At 51.6% G+C, this 18,483-nt stretch carries 17 protein-coding genes; 5 read left to right on the forward strand and 12 right to left on the reverse strand.

Features of this window, described 5'->3' with window-relative positions; translation table 11 throughout:
• Positions 1-17: 17 nt before the first annotated feature.
• Genes AACH44_RS20225 through AACH44_RS20255 form a run of 7 tightly spaced genes read right to left on the reverse strand, consistent with a single transcriptional unit; the run spans position 18 to position 7,022 of the window.
• Entirely contained in the window at positions 18-1,124 is a 1,107-nt protein-coding gene (locus AACH44_RS20225; RefSeq protein ID WP_338659421.1) for an acyl-CoA desaturase, read from the reverse strand.
• The gene (locus AACH44_RS20230; protein ID WP_338659422.1) at positions 1,117-2,244 is read right to left on the reverse strand and encodes a sterol desaturase family protein; all 1,128 of its coding nucleotides are present in this window, start codon (positions 2,242-2,244) and stop codon (positions 1,117-1,119) included. The genes AACH44_RS20225 and AACH44_RS20230 overlap by 8 nt, the downstream gene beginning before the upstream one ends.
• A gap of 10 nt (positions 2,245-2,254) precedes the next feature.
• Positions 2,255-2,902, reverse strand: coding sequence for a phosphatase PAP2 family protein (locus AACH44_RS20235; protein WP_338659629.1), 648 nt, complete (start codon positions 2,900-2,902; stop codon positions 2,255-2,257).
• Positions 2,902-4,188 (reverse strand): F390 synthetase-related protein, encoded by a 1,287-nt coding sequence (locus AACH44_RS20240; RefSeq protein WP_338659423.1) that lies wholly within the window; start codon positions 4,186-4,188, stop codon positions 2,902-2,904. The genes AACH44_RS20235 and AACH44_RS20240 overlap by 1 nt, the downstream gene beginning before the upstream one ends.
• Positions 4,185-4,991 carry an MBL fold metallo-hydrolase gene (locus tag AACH44_RS20245; RefSeq protein ID WP_338659424.1) on the reverse strand — a complete coding sequence of 269 codons (807 nt, stop codon included), beginning with the start codon at positions 4,989-4,991 and terminating at the stop codon, positions 4,185-4,187. Before AACH44_RS20245 ends, AACH44_RS20240 begins: the two co-directional genes overlap by 4 nt.
• Positions 4,984-6,012 (reverse strand): NAD(P)-dependent oxidoreductase, encoded by a 1,029-nt coding sequence (locus AACH44_RS20250; RefSeq protein ID WP_338659425.1) that lies wholly within the window; start codon positions 6,010-6,012, stop codon positions 4,984-4,986. The genes AACH44_RS20245 and AACH44_RS20250 overlap by 8 nt, the downstream gene beginning before the upstream one ends.
• The gene (locus tag AACH44_RS20255) at positions 6,009-7,022 is read right to left on the reverse strand and encodes a 3-oxoacyl-[acyl-carrier-protein] synthase III C-terminal domain-containing protein (RefSeq protein ID WP_338659426.1); all 1,014 of its coding nucleotides are present in this window, start codon (positions 7,020-7,022) and stop codon (positions 6,009-6,011) included. The genes AACH44_RS20250 and AACH44_RS20255 overlap by 4 nt, the downstream gene beginning before the upstream one ends.
• Before the next feature lie 201 nt (positions 7,023-7,223).
• On the opposite strand from AACH44_RS20255, the gene AACH44_RS20260 reads away from it, so the two are divergent.
• The 3 genes from AACH44_RS20260 to AACH44_RS20270 all read left to right on the forward strand — a co-directional run bounded on the left by AACH44_RS20260 (position 7,224) and on the right by AACH44_RS20270 (position 9,924).
• Positions 7,224-7,565 (forward strand): GlpM family protein, encoded by a 342-nt coding sequence (locus AACH44_RS20260; RefSeq protein WP_338659427.1) that lies wholly within the window; start codon positions 7,224-7,226, stop codon positions 7,563-7,565.
• 29 nt (positions 7,566-7,594) lie between these two features.
• Complete coding sequence (pemB, locus tag AACH44_RS20265; RefSeq protein ID WP_338659428.1) at positions 7,595-8,797, forward strand: pectinesterase PemB; 1,203 nt, start codon at positions 7,595-7,597, stop codon at positions 8,795-8,797.
• Positions 8,798-9,186: 389 nt separating this feature from the next.
• Complete coding sequence (locus AACH44_RS20270) at positions 9,187-9,924, forward strand: LuxR family transcriptional regulator (RefSeq protein ID WP_338659429.1); 738 nt, start codon at positions 9,187-9,189, stop codon at positions 9,922-9,924.
• Here the strand turns inward: AACH44_RS20270 and AACH44_RS20275 are convergent.
• Positions 9,902-10,555: an acyl-homoserine-lactone synthase gene (locus tag AACH44_RS20275; RefSeq protein WP_338659430.1), complete on the reverse strand. Its 654-nt coding sequence runs from the start codon at positions 10,553-10,555 to the stop codon at positions 9,902-9,904. The two genes, AACH44_RS20270 and AACH44_RS20275, sit on opposite strands and share 23 nt — an antisense overlap.
• Positions 10,556-10,683: 128 nt before the next feature.
• Here AACH44_RS20275 and AACH44_RS20280 point away from each other — a divergent pair, with 128 nt between their 5' ends.
• Positions 10,684-11,715: an IS630 family transposase gene (locus tag AACH44_RS20280; protein WP_338659344.1), complete on the forward strand. Its 1,032-nt coding sequence runs from the start codon at positions 10,684-10,686 to the stop codon at positions 11,713-11,715.
• Positions 11,716-11,958: 243 nt separating this feature from the next.
• On the opposite strand, the gene argG is transcribed toward AACH44_RS20280, so the two are convergent.
• Positions 11,959-13,305, reverse strand: coding sequence for an argininosuccinate synthase (argG, locus tag AACH44_RS20285; protein ID WP_338659431.1), 1,347 nt, complete (start codon positions 13,303-13,305; stop codon positions 11,959-11,961).
• 427 nt (positions 13,306-13,732) lie between these two features.
• Between argG and AACH44_RS20290 the strand changes: the two genes are divergently transcribed.
• Positions 13,733-14,308, forward strand: coding sequence for a DJ-1/PfpI family protein (locus tag AACH44_RS20290; RefSeq protein ID WP_338659432.1), 576 nt, complete (start codon positions 13,733-13,735; stop codon positions 14,306-14,308).
• An 82-nt stretch (positions 14,309-14,390) separates the two neighbouring features.
• Here the strand turns inward: AACH44_RS20290 and xylR are convergent, their stop codons facing one another.
• The 3 genes from xylR to AACH44_RS20305 form a co-directional block, all read right to left on the reverse strand.
• Positions 14,391-15,569, reverse strand: a complete 1,179-nt coding sequence (xylR, locus tag AACH44_RS20295; protein WP_261849333.1) for a D-xylose utilization transcriptional activator XylR — start codon at positions 15,567-15,569, stop codon at positions 14,391-14,393.
• A 136-nt stretch (positions 15,570-15,705) separates the two neighbouring features.
• The gene (gene xylH / locus AACH44_RS20300; RefSeq protein WP_261849382.1) at positions 15,706-16,836 is read right to left on the reverse strand and encodes a xylose ABC transporter permease XylH; all 1,131 of its coding nucleotides are present in this window, start codon (positions 16,834-16,836) and stop codon (positions 15,706-15,708) included.
• A gap of 28 nt (positions 16,837-16,864) precedes the next feature.
• A complete protein-coding gene (locus AACH44_RS20305; protein WP_338659630.1) occupies positions 16,865-18,406 on the reverse strand; it encodes a xylose ABC transporter ATP-binding protein in 1,542 nt (513 codons plus the stop codon).
• Between the last annotated feature and the right edge of the window lie 77 nt (positions 18,407-18,483).

Genomic DNA, 18,483 nt, shown 5'->3' on the forward strand with positions numbered 1-18,483 from the left:
TCTTCCTCTGAGCCATGTTACACGGTACGCCGATCGTTCCCCTCACCCATCGATTTTAAAAACCGACGCTGGCTAGCCAGTAGCTCACGATAGGTAATGCAGCGATAGTTCATGCCATGCTCGGCGGCCACGCGCCGTAAAATACTGGCTAGCGCAGGGTAATGGCGATGATGCCAGCCAGGGAAAAGATGGTGTGTCAGGTGCAGGTTTAACCCTCCCGTCCAGTGCTCAACCCAGCGCGGCGTCGGCAGCCAGTCACAGGCGGTCGCAAAGTTGTGCTGATACCAGCCTTGAGGCATCGCCTCTGTATCGGTAACAGCATAGAACTCAGCTTCAGCCCAGTGCGTACCCAGCAGTAAAAACACCACCAGCAACGAGGCCAGCATCTGACCCAGCAAATAGCTTAACAGCACGATTCCCGGGCTAATGCCGTGTGCCGCCCCTACCATGATGGGAATAACCAATAACAACAGGATATGGCCGATTTTACTGGCGATAAAAATCATCCATCCACGGTAGCCTAACTGTACTGAACGAGCATTGACGGGAGTTTTACCCAAGCGATCGGCCCAATCAAAAATCCAGGCGATATAAGGGAGTGAGAACGCGGCCACCAGCGGCCAGTAAAGATGCTGATAACGCATGTAGGAACGGTGGCGCTGAAAAGGCGTTTGGCGGAAAACCCCATTCTCTTCCGTATCCAGATCGTAATGTTCCACATTCGGATAAAGATGGTGGAAGTCCACATGGCGCAAACGCCAGTAATCGGGATCGATGCCTAATGGCAACGTGACGATGCGCCCGACCACGCGGTTCAGTGTCTGGTTGCGGAAAAAGGTATTATGGGAGGCGTCATGATTCACGATGATATTCAATAACATCGACAGCATGATGAAAGAGAAATAGCTCAGGAAGAACGCCCATGCCGCCTGCTGCACTAAACAAAGGGCATAACAGGCGATGCAGCATAAAAAGAGTAATCCGGCCTTAATAAACTGCCCGCTATCGGCAAAGCGATGGTTGTGATTAGCGCGGAGATAAGCCGACGTTTCCCGCTGTAATGCCCGATGGAAAGCCTGTTCACCCTTCGCAGGATACAGTTTGGCGGGAAGCACACTAGACATTTTCATGCTCCTCAGTCAGGGGACGCCGACCCCAGCCGACCGCCATCGCCAGCCCGTGCAGCGCCAGCATCAGCATCGCCATCTTCCAGTAGAGCGCTTCCCAGCCCAGATAGACAAGAAACACGGCAGGGAATAGCAGCCCCACCAGCAGCCAGATGTAAACACCCCAGCGTCGTCCTTCGGAAATGCCGCCCAGCGCAACCGCACCCGCCACCAGCAATAGGAAGAGCGCCGCCTGCGACAGATCGGCGGAATCATAGCCGTAGCCATACAGGTAGACGTAACCCACCACCAGCGCAAACAGCAGCATCGCCCCAGCGATCAACGCTATCGGCGTACAGTGAAATGTCGCCTGCCGTCGTGTACGGCGCACCGACAGTTTCAGGTACTGCATAAAAGGGAGGTTACTGGCCCAAAACGGATTGTTTGATGGCGTGTCTTTGCCTGCGCCGTAGCGGAAAGGCGTATCGGGCAGTTGTGGGCAAAAGCTGCCAAACAGTTTGTCCCAAAAAATGAAAGTGCCACCGAAGTTCTTATCAGCGTACGCACGGTCATTCACGTGGTGTACGCGATGGTGTGCTGGCGTCACCAGCACCTTTTCCAGCCAGCCCAGTTTAGGCGTCATGGCATTATGGTTAAACAGTTGGACACTGTAATGCAGGATGGACACGGTGACGAACACATACAGCGGAACGCCGAGCAGCGCCAGAATCAGGAAGAACGGAATCGAGGTCAGCGAGGAGTACCACGAGTTACGCACGCCCAGCGACAGATTGAAATGTTCACCCTGATGATGCACCACGTGCACCGCCCAGAGCACACCAAAGGTATGGTGCAGGCGATGTAGCCAATAAAAGCCGAAATCCCAGGCAAGTATCGCGAACAGCCACATTAGCACCGGCGGCCACGTTTCCACCCAGCCAAAACTGAAATGTGCCGCGACATAGCCGTAGCAAAAAATTTCCACGCTGCGAAAAAGCCACAGCATGATATGCCCTGAATTCAGGTTGAACACCACGTCATGCCAGTTCACTTTCTCGCGCTGCATCCACTGCAAAATTAGCGCTTCGCCAATCACCACAACCAGCATGAGAACTATCGGTAATGCCAAATCGATCATGATGTCATTCCTAATAGCGCTTATCGTTAGGCAACGGAGCACGAGGGGAAATGGCTTTCACCACCTCTCGGCTGTGTAGAAAAATCCATCCGGTGATGCCCGCCAGCATCGCGCCAGTCACCAGATCGATGAACAGGTGACGGCGCAGTTGCAGGATGGAAAAGGCTATCGCAACGCCCCAGAGAAGATACAAGCCGGTTTTCACCTTGTGCTGGCCGTCACTCATCACCCATACCGCCAGCACCGTTAACGCAATATGCAACGACGGCAGGCAATTCTGTGGCGAGTCGATAAGCAGCAAAAGCTGTAGCACACGCGTGGAAAAATCGTCCCCAATGACCTGCGGATACACCATCGTGGTCGGAAAAGTCAGGTACACCGCGCCTGCGATCAACGCGGTGAGTTGCGTTGCCCGCCGCAGCCCTGCAAGACGCGACATTGGGCAGGATAAATAGGACAGCGGCACGATGATGAAAAAGGAGAGATACAGCCAGATAGCCGAAGCGCTAAAGGGAATCCACTCATCAACAAGCGACGTCGGCAGCACCGCTCCCTGCCCCTGAAACTGTGCACTCAGTTGATACACCACCCCGACCGATCCCCAGCCGAAGAGCAGTGCTTTCAGCCGCAATAGCAGCGTGCGTTGAGGAAATCGCATCATGTTTCCTCCTTCAAGCGGGTAATCCGTCTGCGTTTTTGCGTAAATTCCGGTGCGATCTCACCCGCGCTTAACTGCCACCGTAGCCGCGGTGCATCAATGCCCTGCAACGCAAATTGCTGCACCAGACTGTCCCGACAGACTTCCAGCTCCGGCAGACTACACGCGGCGGATAAATGCAGCGTCGTTTCTCCCTGTTGTACCAGCCGATAATCTGCATTCAGCGGCAATGCATTGGCAATCACCCGGCTACAGAGATCGGCAAACACAGTCTGAGTTTCACCGCAGTTGTCCGGCAGTCGCAGGCTGTCATCACTGCGCCCTTCAATGCGGGCTATCGCCATCGTCACGCGGCCACACGAACAGGGTTCCCGCTGTTTGACCAGCACATCATCCAGCCGATAGCGCACAATTGGCTGCGTGCTGCGAGTGAAATCGGTAATAACGGGCGTAAAGCGTTCGTCATCCAGCCACTGCGGCTCAATGTGAATAAATTCTTCGTTGAGGTGTAGCGTACCGTGTTCACAGGTCGATGCCAGAAAGCCTTCCGTTGCCTGATACACTTCCCCTACTTGTCCGAAGACCTGCTGCAACAGCTGCTTATCCTGCGGCTCCAACACCTCTGCCACGGAAATCACCTTTTTGGCCGACAGCCGCAATTCACCACGCTGTACCGCCAGCGCCAGCTCGCGCAGCACCTGTGCAGGGGCAACGATAATCGACGGTGACCACCCTTCCAGTCGCGCAAAATGGCCGGAAAATGGCGCAAAGAGATCGTAAAACGACAGGCTGAGCCAGCGGTTATCGACGCTGTGATACAGGTTGTTATCCGCCCGCAGAAACAGCGCTACCCGTTCACCGGCACGTAAACCGTCCGGTAGCATTTTCGCCAGCATGCCTCCAGCCCAAATCTGCTGTTCGCGCGGGCTGACGACAAACAGACCGCGCTGACCAGACGTACCGGACGACAGCCCGACGCTAAACCCGTTCACATTCGGCGTGAAGTCGCGATCCGCTTCGCTGCGGCGCGCGCAGGCAAGCAGGTCATCCTTCTTAAGCCCGGCGGTGTTCATCCGATCGAATTCGGCCATCATTACGGCTTTATCCATCGTCGGCCACGACGTTATAGGAAGCTGGCAGTAAGGGCGAAAATAGGGACTACGCGCCAGCACCCGTCGCGCGAAGCGGGCGAGCTGATTCTGCTGATGGCGTTCAAGCGCCTGACGAGTGGTAAAACTCAGGCGTCTGGCGCGGAAATAGTGCCAGATCGTCATCAGCGGAATCATAGGTCACCCTCGTGGCACAGACGAATCTCGACCTGTCCGTTCAGGTGCAACTGGTGCAGCTGATCCAGCGTGTGGTAATAGGCTTGTGGATCGTCCATCACCAGATTCGCCAACCGCGACGGTCCGCGACCTTCCCGATAGCTGTGCGGCGACCAGGCGGCATCACTTGCCAGCAGCACCCAGCCATTTTCGGTCAGCACAAACGCGCCGAGGTGTCCGACTGCGTGGCCGGGCAACGGCACCAGCACGATCTCTTTATCGCTACCGGGCAGCGCATAGCCTTGCGTAAACGGTGCCAGCTCGGCAGGCAGATCGGTAAGCGGGAAGTTTTCGACAAACTGAAGCGCCTGCTCAAAATGCTCAGGGATCAGCGCGGGCACAAACGCCCGCTTCAACGCGGCAAAACCGCGCAGACTCCGCGTCTGCTGCCAGCCCAGCGCAGAACAGATAAACGGCACGGAGGGGAAATCCCGCAGCCCCGCGATATGGTCGCCGTGGAAATGGGAGATGATCAGGCCGTCGATATCAGCAGGCTGAATGCCCTGCGCGTATAGCTGGTGAATCAGCGCGTCTTTCGTTTCGAAATGCACCGGTGTCATTCTGCGGTATAGCTGAAACAGGCCGGAACGCGTGGCATCGGTAAAATGCTGGGCATAGCCGGTATCCCACAGCCAGCGCTTGCCCTGACTTTCCAGCATCCAGACTCGCGCCGGGAAACGGCACACTTTCCATCCCGCACCACGCAGCGCCATACAACCCGGATGCAGGCAGTATCCTACTTCAAACGTCGAAATATTAGCCATGTCCGTCAGTACTCCGCTGCGCAAGGTGTGTTTTGAACCAGCTACCGGTTAATTCGATGCCCTGCTGGAGGGAGAAACGCGGCTGATAGCCCAGCTCGTGCTGCGCTTTTTCGGCGCTGAGCGTCATATCAAAATTCACCGCTCCCGCGCTGTAGCGCGTCAGCAGCGGCTCTTTGCGGCTAAACCACGAGAACAATTCCATACCACCGGCCACCGTATGCAGCAACGGATACGGCACTGCCTTAACGCGATAATTCATGCCCAACTGACCAACCAGCAGTTGCTGGAGCATGTCTGCAAGGCGTGCGGGTTCATGATTAGTGATGTTATAGGCCGAGCCAGAAACCAACCCCGGGCGCTGGCTGGAAAGCGCCATCGCCTCCACCACGTTGCCGACAAACGTCAGATCCAGTAGCACCTCGCCACCACGCGGGAGCCGCAGCACGCCGCCACCCACCGCGATCTGCTCCAGAACACGCGGCAGAATCACGCGGTCATGTGGGCCGAACAAACCACGCGGACGCAGGATCACATAAGTGGTTTGCGGGTAGCGTGACGCCAGCGCCTGAAGCCGCTCTTCCGCCAGAAATTTGGTCTGCGCATAGTGATTGGCAAAGCGCGCCGCGCGGTAGCTTTCATCAATATTTAGGTGGTGTTGATAATCAAAGTAAATCGCGGGCGTGGAGATGTGCACAAAACGCGGGATCCCCAACTGACCCGCGGCTTCAGCCAGTCGCGCCGTTACCTTGGTATTATTCTGGTAAAAATCATCATATTGACCCCACGGTGAGGATTTTGCGGCACAGTGCCAGACCACGTCACAACCTGCCATCAGCGTTCGAAACTGCTCTACCGAGGCTGCGACCAAATCAATACAGGCGAACTGCGCCCCCAGCGCTTCCAGCTGTTGTCCCGCCGTGCGATCGCGCCCGCAGGCCAGTACCTGATGCCCAGCGTGAAACAGCCATTCCACCGCGTTACGCCCCAGCCCACTGGTTGCGCCCGTGACAAAGACCCTCATGGAATCAGTACCATCCCGCCCAGCGTCAACCCGGCAGCCGTACCGACTAGCATCGCGGGTTCGCCTTCAGGCAGGCGCTGCGTCACGATGGCATGGTGCAACGCCGTCGGAATCGAGGCCGCGACCTGATTACCGTGATAGCGGTAAATATCAATCAGTCTTTCTGTCGGGATCGCCAGCCGCTTGCGCATATGCTCCAGCGACAGGTGACTGGCCTGATGCGGAACCACTGCCGCCATCTGCTCTAGAGAATAGCCGCTGGCATCCAGCAACCGTTGCAGATAGCCCTCAATCAAGGCAGAAGCCTGCCTGAACAGCCGTTTTCCCTGCATATGGAACAGAAAATCATGCAGTTCCATCCCCGCACGCGGGTTACGCAAGGTGCCGCCTGCGCGGATCTGGCACAACTCATTACCCTTCGGATAGGTTTCCAGCAGACACGCCGCAATCCCACTGCGACCGTCACCACGTTCAACAATGGCGCACGCGGCACCATCGCCAAAAATCAGCGACGACTCTTCATCGTCCCAGTCAATACCGCGTGAGGCCAGCTCGGTAGAAACAATGGCAATGCGCCGATAAGCGCTGGTATTCAGCAAGCCTGCTGCCACCTGAAGCGCGGAAATAAAGCTGACGCAGCTACTATTAATATCAAAACAGGCCGTTCCTTTTGGCAGAGACGACGCTTTTAATAAATGGCTGGCACTATAAGGCAGAGCCTGAATCGGGATCGCGGAAGCAAATAGCAGCAGATCGATTGACGCGGGTGGAATAACTCCCCGCACCAGCGCGTCATTCAACGCCGCCACACCAAGCTCAGCCTGGCTGGCATGATTATCGGCATGGTGACGATAGATAATGCCTGAACGGCTTTCGACATAACCCGTGGGCTTATTGAGCCGCACATCTAATTCGGCCGAGGTCACCCGCTGCGCAGGAAGTGCGCTGCCGGTAGCAATAATCTTGAGAGGAACCAATCCCTTAGTGAATACATGACTTTGCGTCTTCAATATCAATCCTTTCCAGATTTATTATCGTTTTAACTGTACTGATAAGACTATCGTGCACAGTATTTATTCATTCTGCTGTTAAGAATAACGAAATCACCACGAATTGAAATCTTAAGCTGTGCGATCGCACTATCCCTTCCCAATACTTTTTCGCTATTCTCTGTTCATTCACGATGCTGAATTAGGCCAGAAGTTCTACTTATGTCATTGTTTATTAAATCGGTTATCGGCGCACTGATCGTATTGCTCATTAGCGTACTGGCGAAAAGCCGAAACTATTATATTGCCGGGCTGGTGCCGCTTTTCACCACGTTCGCGCTGATCGCACATTACATTGTTGGCAGTGAACGCGGGCTGGATGCGCTACGCACCACCATCCTGTTTGGCATCTGGTCTGTTATTCCTTATCTGGTTTATCTCATTTCACTTTATTACTTTACCGCGTGGATGAAATTGCCACAGGCGCTGTTCGCGGCGATCGTGTGTTGGAGTGTATCGGCGGCACTGTTGGTCAAAATCTGGACGTGGTATCAGGGGAATTAGCTTCTGATTTCTTTTATTAGGGTAGCGCAATGAAAAAAATGACGTACCCCGGCACGGTTTATCGTCCCATTCTCTCTGCTCAGGAAGTGGAGCGCTTCACGCTCCCACACTATTTTACGCGGCGTGGGGACGATGAACATTCTAACGCCGATGCTTGGCAACCTACGCCAATTGAAGTCAATCCGGCTACACCGTGGGTTGTCGGGCCACAGGTCGGGGTGGATGGCGCAACGCACGATACGGTGCAACAGGCAATCAACGCCGCACTACGAGTACCGCAAGATCAGGAGCGTATTGCTATTAAACTGTTGCCTGGCATCTATACCGGCACGGTCTACATCCCCGCCGATGCACCACCGCTCACGCTATTTGGAACGGGAGATCAACCGAACGATGTGGTGATTCAACTCGCGCTGGATTCGATGTTTTCACCAGCCACCTACCGAGAAACGGTGAACCCACACGGTGAGTATCAACCCGGTGACCCAGCCTGGTACCTGTACGATCTCTGTGCCTCAAAGCAGAACGCGACAATTGATACTATCTGTGCCGCCGTGGTCTGGTCGCAGAGTGACAATTTCCAGATGAAGAACCTGACGGTGGTCAATACATTGCTGGATTCAGTCGATGGTCGTGCACATCAGGCCGTGGCACTGCGCACCGATGGCGACAAAGTACAGCTTGAAAGGGTTCGCCTGATCGGGCGTCAGGATACGTTTTTCGTCAACACCAGTAACCTCCGTAACGAGTATGTCACAGACCGCTACAGCCGCGCCTACATTAAAGATAGCTACATTGAAGGTGATGTCGATTATGTTTTTGGGCGGGCGACTGCAGTATTTGACTGTGTCCACTTTCATACGGTCTCAAGCCGTGGGGCGAAAGATATTCATGTCTTCGCACCTGACAGCATGCCGTGGACACAATACGGTTTTCTGGCCGTGAGTTGCTACTTTACAGGAGATAAAGGCTTCAGCGGGGAAAGAAAGGCCAAACTAGGGCGTGCCTGGGATCAGGGGGCAAGACAGACGGGATACCAGCCCAACCAGACGGCAAACGGTCAGCTAGTCATTCGCGACAGCACGATTGACGCCAGCTATGACAGAGAACAGCCGTGGGGAGCCGCAGCAACCACCGCGCGACCTTTTGCAGGGAACGTAGATGCAGCCCGCAATCTGGACGATGTACATTTCAATCGGCTATGGGAATACAACAATACTGATGGAGCCTGATAGGCAGCGAAATTGGACATATTATGCAAGACGGTGCTACTTATAAAAGCACGACACAGATATAACTGATGTCATTGCAACCTGATGGGCCTGTAAAATAATACAGGCCATAGAAAAAAGAAATTATTTTTTATTATATTACTGATAAATATCGTTTAATTAGCATTCCCTGATGTCAGCCAATCATCACGCTTATCCTGAGCGATGTTTATTTCTTTTGCTTTACGCCCTTAACAAGGTTGTAAGATTTTATGTTTTTTCACCCCAAAGAAAAGCTATACTAAAGTATAGTTAAGACTGTCTGTATAGGTTACTATAGATATACGTATAGGGATGGGTATATACTTTTTCTATTACAGGATGTTGAATTTTCAGGTAGAGGTTATAAGATGTCGCAATTATTCTACAACAATGAAACTATAAGCAGGATAATAAAAAGTCAATTCGACATAGCATTAAGTCGCTATGGCGACATCAAATATGCTTACATGGTGTTAAATAAAAAGAAGCCAACAGAAATTCTGATCATTTCCAATCACCATGACGAGTGGCGAGAGATATACCGAGCAAATAACTATCAACACATTGATCCTGTGGTCATTGCAGCCCTTAATAAAATCACCCCTTTCCCTTGGGACGAAGATTTACTGGTCAGTACACAACTGAAGATGTCAAAGATATTTAACTTATCCAGAGAGCATAACATCACCAACGGTTACACTTTCGTTCTTCATGACCACAGTAACAATCTGGTTATGCTATCAATCATGATTGATGAATCAAATGTGAATAACATAGAGGACGTAATCGAAAGTAATAAAGATAAGCTACAAATGACGTTGATGAATATTCATGCAGAAACCATCTCTCTTTACAGAGAGATGATTAGAAACAAAGAAGATGAAAGATCAAATGATAAAGATATTTTTTCTCAACGGGAAAATGAAATTCTTTATTGGGCCAGTATGGGTAAAACCTATCAGGAGATAGCACTGATACTAGATATTAAAACAGGCACCGTTAAATTTCACATCGGCAATGTTGTGAAAAAACTTGGTGTATTAAATGCCAAACATGCAATCAGACTTGGCATCGAGCTACAGCTCATTCGACCGATACAGTCATAGGCTCGAAAGACAGTGGCCACTCTCGTAACTTACTTTCAACAAATTCTTTGTTGTGATTTATACGACGAACGAGTACATCTTGGCTTTCATTATCGACAGGTAAGAAAAGTAGATAAACCCTTTCCTGTTTTTCTGACATCCCCTGCTCAACAATCGAAATTTTCCAACCTGAACGCTTCAGTATTGTGAGCATAGGGTGACTGACAATAGTGTAAACACCATCATATCCTTTACGCCTTGAGTAATTCACTGTTGCCAAAAAGAACATCGTACTAACGGGATAAGAATTTCCTAAAATAGTTTTTGACCGTGCTTTATCTACAAAAAACCGGCTCGACTCAATATATTTCCCGTCAGGAATATCTACTTTTTCAAAATAGGGAAAAAATGTTCCGGTAATCATATTAGGGTATTTCGTTTCAATTAACCGAGAGCTGCAAATAACCTGGTCATCCTCTACGCCGAAAAGATAAGTCGCATTATCGTCATCATACTGATCGAACTCCATCCCGTTAATACATTTCACCGCCCAATTTAGCCTATCTTTGAACGTTTCTTTCCTAAGCGTAAACAATTCTTCCGATTTTTTTTCCGACAGTAGTGTGTAACTTACATCGAATATTTCTAACATTTTTCCTCCATTAAAAATTTACAGCTAAATAGCTTTCCGAAATAATAGATCACTTGGGGGGGAACTCAGTCCAAGTTGAGCGATCTGATCAATCGCTGAATATCCCAAATCACCAACCGGACTGAGTCATGCCGATCATAACACCTATCCAACCCGACGAGCGTCAATTGATGCAGAAAACCATGCAGACGACACGCGACAAGAACCATTATCGCAGGCTTGCCGCTCTACTAATGCTTGATGATGGCATCTCCGTTTCCGATGTGGCTAAACACCTTCAGGCTGCTCGTTCCACCGTCGGACGCTGGATAAACTGGTTTACCCAAAGTGGCGCCGAAGGACTGGAAAGCCGACCCGCAGGACGACCGCCGAAATGGTCGCCAGAGCCTGTATTGCCGCTGCTATCTCATCTGGTTGATTACTCGCCACAGGATGTCGGATGGCTACGCTCGCGCTGGAGTCTGGAATTGCTGACCATGGAGATAAATGGTTTTTTCAACATTAATGCCTCACGAAGTACCCTGTATCGCTGGGTTAAGATGGCCGGTCTTGTCTGGCGTCGGGCTGCCCCCACACTGAAGCTCTCCGACCCAGATTACGATGAAAAAATGACCGCTATTCAGGCCGCGCTGGCTGTCAACAGTTCGGAACATCCCGTGTTTTATCAGGATGAGGTTGATATTGCCCTCAACCCGAAAATCGGCGCTGACTGGAGCCAGAAAGGTAACCAAAAACGGATAGTGACGCCGGGCCAGAATCAGAAACATTATCTGGCTGGCGCACTGCACGCGGACACAGGAAAGGTGACCTATATAGGCGGAATAAAGAAGACATCAAAATTGTTTATAAATCTGTTGGTTAAACTGAAACGCACATACCGGCACGCCAGCATTATCACACTGATAGTAGATAACTACATCATTCATAAAAGTAAGGAAACCCAGCGCTGGCTGGCAGAGAATCCGAAGTTCAACCTGCTGTTTTTGCCGACTTACTCGCCCTGGCTGAACAGAATAGAAGGGCTCTGGCATAAGTTGCATGAAACGGTAACACGAAATCATCACTGTCATTACATGTGGCAGTTATTGCAGAACGTAGCCCAGTTCATGGAGGCTGCTTCGCCTTTCCCTGGAAATGCACCGGGAAAGGCAAGGGTGTAGCAGTATTATGAAAAGCTATTTAGACCATCCAATAGATTGTTTCGCCTTTTAACAAAAACCTAGGCTTATTGTTATTGTATTCTGTCGCTTTCCACGATAGTTGTACAGATGCAACCTGCATTGTCAGCAAGAGTTCACATACGAAAAAATCGCGAGAGAATCAAACATAAATAGATGATAAACAGATAAAAAAAATCCGGAACGCGAGGCAGTTCCGGATTTTTATATCACTTAATCTGTGCGTTACTTCTCTGTTTTATCCTGCAATTGCCCGACCTGCGGCAAACCGGTGCTGGCAGAAGAAGAAAGCAACCCCGTCTCAGCATAGTTAAACAGTTTTTCACGCGTGTCCGTGATATCCAGATTACGCATGGTCAGCTGGCCAATACGATCATCCGGAGAGAAAACCGAATCGCCTTTCTCCATGGTCAAGCGCTCTGGCTTATAGGTCAGATTGTCGGACACGGTATTCATGATGGAGTAATCATTGCCACGACGCAGCTCCAACGTCACTTCGCCAGTGATAGCGCTGGCGATCCAACGCTGAGAAGCATCACGCAGCATCAACGCCTGGGAATCGAACCAGCGTCCCTGATACAAGAAACGACCCAGTTGACGCCCATTTGCATGATATTGCTCAATAGTGTCTTCGTTGTGGATACCAGTAACCAGACGCTCATAGACAATATGCAGCAGTGCCATTCCCGGCGCTTCATAAATACCGCGGCTTTTCGCTTCAATAATACGGTTTTCAATCTGATCGCTCATGCCCAGACCATGACGCCCGCCGATGCGGTTCGCTTCCAGCATCAGTTCAACATCATCGGTAAAAGTCTGGCCGTTCAGCGCAACCGGGTGCCCACGTTCAAAACGGATGGTCACTTCTTCTGCCGGGACTTTGACGTTCTCATCCCAGAATTTCACACCCATAATCGGGTTAACGATTTTGACGCTGGAATTCAGGAATTCCAGATCCTTCGCTTCATGCGTCGCACCCAGAATGTTGGAGTCCGTCGAATAGGCTTTTTCGGCCGACATTTTATAACCGAACCCTGCCTGTGACATAAACTCGGACATTTCCTGACGGCCGCCCAGCTCATCAATAAAATCGGTATCCAGCCACGGCTTATAAATCTTCAGTTCAGCATTAGTCAGCAGGCCATAGCGATAGAAACGCTCAATATCATTACCTTTATAGGTGCTACCGTCGCCCCAGATGTTCACGCCATCTTCTTTCATCGCGGCAACCAGCATCGTACCGGTCACTGCACGGCCCAATGGTGTGGTGTTGAAATAGGTCACGCCTGCCGTTGTGTTATGGAATGCGCCACACTGGATCGCAGCGATACCTTCAGCGACCAATTGTTTACGGCAATCGATAAGGCGAGCATTTTCTGCGCCATATTCCATAGCCCGACGTGGGATTTCATCGTAGTCATCCTCGTCTGGCTGCCCCAGATTTGCGGTATATGCGTAAGGAACCGCGCCTTTTTGACGCATCCAAAGCAGCGCGGCGCTGGTATCCAGCCCCCCCGAGAACGCAATACCAATACGCTGACCAACCGGAAGATGCTTGAGAATCGTTGTCATATATGTAATCCCTGCTCGAAAGATCTCTGGTGATATACCCCTAGGGTATCAGCGTAGCCGCCACACCATTATGTTACGCCATACATTCCTGAGCGCCCGTACCCTGTGTATATCCTACATCAAACGGGCTGGTCGACGACCAAAATCGACACGCTCACAAATGCATATTTATGCAAAATAAGTGAGTGATAATTTAAACATCTTTTTGGCGGGACAGGAAGAGAAGAGTCGTGCTTTCGTGCAAAAAAAATTCGGGGCGAATTTATGACCAAGCTATCAAGTATAGCGCCATCTTCTCTTTAGGCTAAGCAGCAAAAATCGTTTACGCGACCCACCCGACACTAACAAAACATCGTTTCATTTTTACAGTGTTTCTTTGCTATCCTCTTGCAGTTAACACCTTCCCTTGCATATTGCTGGAGATGCTATGTCTAAGAAAGTCGCCGTTCTGCTGGCTCCTGGGTTTGAAGAAGCAGAAGCGATTATGGTGATTGATGTACTGCACCGTATGAAGATAGAAGTCACCATGCTGTCATGCTATGACAGACTGGAGTTACAGAGTTATCACAATATTCGCATGTTTGCCGATGCTCTGCTGGAAAGAAACCAGGATACGCTGTTTGATGCCGTGGTCATTCCTGGCGGCCCACAGGGTACAGTCAACTTGGCCGCAAACCCGATGGTTGTCGAGTTCATCCGTCGCCATGACGACGCGGGCAAGCTGATCTGCCCACTGTGCTCAGCGGCCGCACGCGTACTGGGTGGCAACAAACTGCTTAAAGGCCGTCGCTACGTCTGTTCTGGGGATTTATGGCAAGACGTGACCGATGGCGTTTATGTTAACGAGAAAGTCGTTGAAGACGGCAATCTGATCAGCGGCAAGGGGCTGGGCGTGTCATTCGATTTTGCCTTTACCATCGCCACCCGTCTGACCGGTGACAAAGAAGACGCCAACTTCCAGGTTGACCACATCGACTACGATTACTGGCGCGTACCTGCGTAACCGTTCACCAGTCTAAGATAATAAGGCGCGCACCACCGCGCCTTCCTGCTTTGACCTGCCTACTTGAATAAACTGAATAGCCTTAATAACCTTCCCCATAACGCTCACGGTACTCTTTTGGCGTGATGTCATAGCCTTTCTTAAAGACAGCGTAAAAGTAGGGCAATGAAGGATAGCCGCACATCAACGAGATCTCACCAATCGAGAGCGAAGTCGATATCAGCAAATTGCGCGCCCGATCCAGCTTCTCTGCGTGAATCACACCGTGAATCGTTTGGCCTACCTCATCTTTAAAACGCTTTTCCAGATTTGAGCGGGAAATCCCTACCGCATCCAGCACCTGCTCGACCTTAATCCCTTTACAGGCGTGATAACGGATAAAGTGCATGGCCTGAATAACGGCAGGATCGTGCACGGAGCGATAGTCTGTTGAGCGACGCTCAACCACCCGAACCGGCGGCACCAGGATGCGTTGCAGCGGCAAGTCAGACCGATCCAGCAGCAGTTGATGCAACAGTTTCGCAGCACGATACCCCATTTGACGCGTGCCTTGCGCTACCGATGACAGTGCCACGCGTGAAAGATAGCGAATCAGATCTTCGTTATCGATCCCGATGACGCATAGCTTTTCCGGTACGGCAATATTAAGGTGCTCGCAGACCTGCAACAGGTGGCGTGCGCGAGAATCCGTCACCGCGATAATGCCGGTCTGCGGCGGCAATCCTTGTACCCAGTCGGCCAGCCGATTTTGCGCGTATTGCCAGTTATCCGGCGAGGTTTCCATTCCCTGATACACCACTCCCTGATACTTTTCTGCCGCCACCCGTTGCCGGAAAGCATGCTCCCGCTCCTGTGCCCAGCCTTTCCCACCCGATGCTGGCAGGCCATAAAAAGCAAAACGGTTCAGCCCTTTTTCTTTAAGGTGCATAAATGCGCTTTCTACCAGTGCATAATTATCTGTAGCAATATAATGCACTGGCGGGTAATCCTCGGGCTGATGGTAGGAACCGCCAACCCCCACCAATGGCACATTCACATCCTGTAATAGCTGTTTGATCTCGCCATCGTCAAAATCGGCAATCACGCCATCGCCTAGCCATTCTTTGATATTATCAATGCGGCAACGGAAATCCTCTTCAATGAAGATGTCCCAATCACACTGAGAAGCCTGTAAATATTCGCCAACACCTTCAACCACCTGACGGTCATACACTTTGTTGGCGTTGAACAGCAACGTGATGCGATAGCGTTTTTCAAACATGGTTGTTGGTGCCCATTAATCACAAACTCCTCGAATAGAATCTTCTTCCTTGAATAGCACAGCGCCCCCAGAAGCCAAAATAATTTGCTGATTATTGCGAGCCGCCACGTATTTCCTCCATAGACCCACTATCACGTTATACGCGCCGCTTTGTGGCAGTATCCATCCACACCGCTAGCAGCAGAATTCCGCCTTTTACGACGTATTGCCAGAACGTCGGCACATCCAGCATACTCATCCCGTTATCCAGCGACGCCATGATAAATGCCCCCATCACGGCACCGGCGACGCTACCAATACCGCCCGCCAGACTGGTTCCACCAATCACGCAAGCCGCTATCGCATCCAGCTCGGCAATATTCCCGGCGGATGGCGACCCCGCCCCCAATCGTGAACTGAGAATCAGTCCTGCGACCGCGACCATCAGGCCATTAATGGCGAACACCACCATTTTGGTGCGTTCGACATTCACCCCCGATAAGCGGGCCGCATCGATGTTCCCGCCTACTGCATAGATTCGGCGACCAAATGCGGTCCGCGTCGCCAGAAAAATACCGCCCAGCATCAACAATGTCAGCACCAGCACCGGCGTTGGCACACCGCGATAATCATTCAGCAGGTAGATCGCGCCCAATACGACGAGTGCCGTCAATGTCTGTCGGCCAATGTCACCTGCGGGCGGATTTATCGGTAATCCTAATCGGGCGCGGCTACTGCGCCGACGCCACTGCCAGGCAATGAACACCATCAGCCCGATGGCACCGAACATAAAACCGATGCCGGAAGACAGATAACTCTGCCCAATCTGCGACATTGCCTCACTGGTCGGGGAAACCGTCGTCCCATTGGTAATGCCGATCAAAATGCCGCGAAAAGCCAGCATCCCTGCCAGTGTCACGATAAAAGAAGGAACTTTACGGTAGGCGACCCACCAGCCGTTCCACGCGCCAAGCAGCAATCCCAGCGCAAGCGTCACAACGATGGTCAACGGTAAAGGCCAGCCAAACCAGACATCAAAAATAGCCGCCGCGCCACCCAATAGCCCCATCATTGAGCCAACCGACAGATCGATCTCGGCGGAGATAATGACAAACACCATACCAACCGCCAGAATGCCGGTGATCGCCGTTTGCCTTAACAGATTGGAGAGATTACGCGCGCTGAGATACGCCCCATCGGTCATGTAGGTGAAAAAGAGCATGATGGCGATGATGGCGGCAATCATCACGTAGACTTGAAGATTGATGCTTTTCAACCGTTGCAGCATCGGGGCAGAGCCAACGACATGTTGTTGTTCAGACTGCGATGTTTTCAGCACGATGTTCACTCCTCAATGCAGCTTCCATAACCTGTTCCTGAGTTAAATCACGATTGATCAAATCCGCTTTGATACGCCCCTGATGCATCACCAACACCCGATCGCTCAACCCCAGCACTTCGGGTAATTCGGAAGAAATGACAATGACGGCAATGTGCTGTTTTACCAGCGCATTAATGAGCTTATAGATTTCATATTTGGCACCGATATCGATGCCGCGTGTGGGTTCGTCGAGAATCAGAATCCGAGGGTTCAGCAGCAGGCATTTCGCCAACACCGCCTTTTGCTGGTTGCCACCGCTTAGCCGGGCGATCGCTAGTTCCGGACTGGACGTTTTCACCTTCAGGTTCGTCAGCGACTGCCGGATGATGTCCTGCTCACGGGCATCATCCAGCATGGAAAACGCTCCCGTGAATTGGTCGAGTGCCGCCAACGTCATATTCTGTGCCACACTCATCACTGGGACGATGCCGTCCTTCTTACGATCCTCCGGCACCATCGCAATCCCCTGCGCCATGGCGTGCTGGCAGCTATTGATGGTCACCGACTTATCGTCAATAAAGATGTCGCCTTGCCAACGACCGTGATAGGCACCAAACAGACACTGCACCGTCTCCGTTCGCCCCGATCCAACCAGCCCGGCAATGCCGAGAATTTCACCTCGGTGTAGAGCAAACGAGACATCATCCACCCGACGAATATGGCGATTGACGGGGTGCCAGGCGGTAAGATGCTCTACGCGTAACACTTCTTCACCAATAACATGCGGTTCATTGGGATAAAGCTCCGTCAGCTCTCGCCCCACCATCATGGCAATGATCTGATCCTCGCTCAGCTCGACCGCTGGGCGCGTACCAATATGTTTTCCATCGCGAATCACGCAAATCACATCGGAAATAGCTTTAACTTCGTTGAGCTTGTGCGAAATATAGATACAAGCAATACCGTGATCGCGCAGATCCTGAATGATCTCCAGCAGAATACCCGTTTCCCGTTCGGTCAATGAGGCCGTTGGCTCATCCAGCACCAGCAGACGCACCTGCTTGTTCAGCGCCTTGGCGATTTCCACCAGTTGCTGCTGGCCTAACCCAAGCTCCCCTACTCTGGTATTCGGGTCGACGGCCAGCTTGACCTGTTCCAACATGCGCTGGCAGCGTAGATACATATTGTCGTAATCCATCACGCCAAAACGCGTCCACTCATTACCCAGGAACATGTTCTCCAACACCGTCATCTCTTTCACCAGTGCCAATTCCTGATGAATAATCGCGATGCCTTTTTGCTCCGTATCACGGATATGGTTGGCACGCAGCTCATCACCAGAAAAGAGAATCTGCCCGTCATAGCTGCCATGTGGGTAGATGGCACACAACACCTTCATTAAGGTAGATTTTCCTGAGCCATTCTCGCCGCATAGCGACAAGACCTGACCCGCTTCCAGTATCAAACTGACATTATCGACAGCTTTCACCGTACCAAACGCCTTCGTGATGTTTTTCATTTCCAACAGATGCGACATCATGACCTCCATGATTCACGGTGTCTCAGACCTCGTCTGCGACAGTGGCGAACCACAACTTCGTGTCGTGGTTCGGT

The organism is Pectobacterium araliae, from assembly GCF_037076465.1.
GTDB classification, from domain to species: Bacteria; Pseudomonadota; Gammaproteobacteria; order Enterobacterales; family Enterobacteriaceae; genus Pectobacterium; species Pectobacterium araliae.